The sequence below is a fragment of the Rhizobacter sp. P1_G5 genome, assembly GCF_056405435.1.
Map to the genome: position 1 here is coordinate 1 of NZ_JBFUCB010000731.1, position 2777 is coordinate 2777.

The following is a 2777-nucleotide window of genomic DNA, read 5'->3' on the forward strand; positions in this document are numbered from 1 at the left end:
CAGGTGGCGCACCGCGTGCGGGCTGCGCTTCGATTCGCTGCGCACGCTGGCCGCCAGCGAGGCGAGCGGGCGCGTCGACGGCAGCGTCGGGTAGCCCAGCACGCGGATCACTTCCTCGATCAGGTCTTCCTCGATCAGCAGGTCGAAGCGCCAGCTCGGCGGCGTCACGGTGATCGTGCCTTCGGCCTGCGTGAACGGCAGGCCCAGCCGCTCCATCACGCCGGCGCACTGCGCCTGCGTCAGCGGCATGCCGATCACCTTCGCGGCACGCGCGACGCGCAGCGTGACCGGCTTGCGGGCCGGCAGCGCGACGGTCTGGTCGTCCATCGGGCCGGCCTCGCCGCCGCAGACCTCGAGGATCAGCTGSGTGATGCGCTCGATGTGCTCGACSGTCTGCGCCGGGTCGACGCCGCGCTCGAAGCGGTGCCCCGCATCGGTCGTGAAATTGAAGCGGCGCGAACGGCCCGACACCGCCTCGGGCCACCAGAACGCGGCCTCGACATACACGTTGCGCGTCGCATCGGACACCGAGGTCGCATCGCCGCCCATGATGCCGGCGAGCGACTCGACGGCCTCGGCGTCGGCGATCACGCCGACCGCGGCATCGACCTCGATCGTGTTGCCGTTCAGCAGTTTCAGCTGCTCGCCCGGCCGGCCCCAGCGAACCGTGAGGCCGTGGTGGATCTTGTCGAGGTCRAAGATGTGCGASGGRCGGCCCAGCTCGAACATCACGTAGTTSGAGATGTCGACCAGCGCAGTCACCGAGCGCTGGCCGCAGCGGGCCAGCCGATCGACCATCCAGGCCGGCGTCTTCGCGGTGGTGTCGACGTTGCGCACGATGCGGCCGGAGAAGCGGCCGCACAGGTCGGGCGCCTCGATCTTCACCGGCAGCACGGCAGCGTGCTTCACCGGCACCGGCGGGAACGCGGGCGACTTCAGCGGCGTGCCGGTCAGCGCGGCGACCTCGCGCGCGATGCCGAACACGCTCAGGCAGTGCCCGAGGTTCGGCGTCAGCTTCAGCGTGAACAGCGTGTCATCGAGCGACAGGTGCTTGCGGATGTCTTCGCCGAGCGGCGCGTCTTCGGCCAGGATCAGCAGGCCGCCGTGGTCCTCGGACAGTTTCAGCTCGCGCGCCGAGCACAGCATGCCCTGGCTCTCGACGCCGCGCAGCTTGCCGAGCTTGATCTCGAAGGGCTTGCCGTCCTCGCCCGGAGGCARCACCGCGCCCACCAGCGCGCACGGCACCTTCAGGCCGGCAGCGACATTGGGCGCGCCGCACACGATGTTGAGCAGCGTGCCGCTGCCGACATCGACCTGGCAGACGTTCAGCCGGTCGGCATTCGGATGCCGCTCCAGCGACACGACACGCCCGACGACCACGTGGCTGAAGGGCGGCGCCACCGGGCGCAGCTCCTCGACCTCCATGCCGGACATCGTCAGCAGCTCGGCCAGGGCCTTCGTCTCAAGGGGCGGATTGCAGAACTCACGCAACCACGACTCGGGGAATTGCATTGATGGGTCTTCCGCTGGTTACTTGAACTGGCTGAGGAAACGCAGGTCGCCGTCGAAGAACAGGCGCAGGTCGTTGACGCCGTAGCGCAGCATCGCCAGGCGGTCGATGCCCGAGCCGAACGCGAAGCCGATGTAGCGCTCCGGGTCGAGCCCCATGTTGCGCACCACCTGCGGGTGCACCTGGCCGGAGCCGGAGACCTCGAGCCAGCGGCCCTTCAGCGGCCCGCTCTCGAACATGATGTCGATCTCGGCGCTCGGCTCGGTGAACGGGAAGTAGCTCGGGCGGAAGCGCAGCGCGAGCTCGCTGGTCTCGAAGAAGGCCTGGATGAAGTCCAGGTACATCGCCTTCAGGTCCTTGAAGCTGACGTTCTCGCCGATCCACAGGCCTTCGACCTGGTGGAACATCGGCGAGTGCGTCGCATCGCTGTCGACGCGGAAGGTGCGGCCCGGCGCGATCACGCGGATGTCGGGCATGTGCGGCTGGCCGGCGTACTTCGCGGCATGGGCGCGCGCATGGCGCACCTGCATCGGCGAGGTGTGCGGACGCAGGTTCAGCCAGTGGCCTTCGTCGTCCTTCATGTCGACGTAGAAGGTGTCCTGCATCGAGCGCGCCGGATGGTTCTCCGGGTTGTTCAATGCGGTGAAGCTGTACCAGTCGGTCTCGATCTCGGGGCCGTCGGCCACGTCGAAACCCATCGAACCGAAGATCGCCTCGATGCGCTCCATCGTGCGCGTGATCGGGTGCACGCTGCCGGTGCCGCGCTTGCGCCCAGGCAGCGTCACGTCGAGCGACTCGGCCTTCAGCTGCGCCTGCAGCTCGGCATCGGCCAGGCCCTGGCGGCGGGCGTTCAGCGCGGCCTCGATGCCCTGCTTCGCGGCGTTGATCTCGGCACCGCGCGACTTCTTCTCGTCGCCCGCGAGCCCGGCCAGCGACTTCAGCAGCTCGGTCACGCGCCCGGCCTTGCCGAGGTAGCGCGCCTTCGCGTTCTCGAGATCGGCGGGTGCAGTCGCCTGCGCGAAATCGGCGTGCGCGGCCTGCACCAGTTGATCGAGGTCGTTCATCGGTAGAGGGTGGATGGTCGGTTCAAGAAACAAAAAAGGCCGCACACGAGGTCGGCCTTGGAGAGCTTGCCCCAGCGGCTGCGAACAGCCTTCGGGGACTTGCGTGGCACCGGCTGCACAGGGTGTGCGCGAGCCGGCGCGATCACGACATCAAGCGAGCTGGGCCTTCACCTTCTCCACGATGCTGCCGAAGGCGGCAGGAT

At 68.4% G+C, this 2777-nt stretch carries 2 protein-coding genes; both read right to left on the minus strand.

Annotation, left to right across the window (positions count from 1 at the left end; all coding sequences use genetic code 11):
- Window positions 1-1512 (minus strand): phenylalanine--tRNA ligase subunit beta (gene pheT / locus AC1D12_RS30170; RefSeq protein WP_477844930.1); only part of this gene is annotated, 1512 nt, incomplete at its 3' end.
- 18 nt (window positions 1513-1530) lie between these two features.
- Window positions 1531-2574: a phenylalanine--tRNA ligase subunit alpha gene (gene pheS / locus AC1D12_RS30175; RefSeq protein WP_047511795.1), complete on the minus strand. Its 1044-nt coding sequence runs from the start codon at window positions 2572-2574 to the stop codon at window positions 1531-1533.
- Between the last annotated feature and the right edge of the window lie 203 nt (window positions 2575-2777).

Bases quoted from the DNA above. Each gene is read 5' to 3' on its own strand.
- pheS (WP_047511795.1), bottom strand. From the start codon at position 2,574: ATGAACGACCTCGATCAACTGGTGCAGGCCGCGCACGCCGATTTCGCG.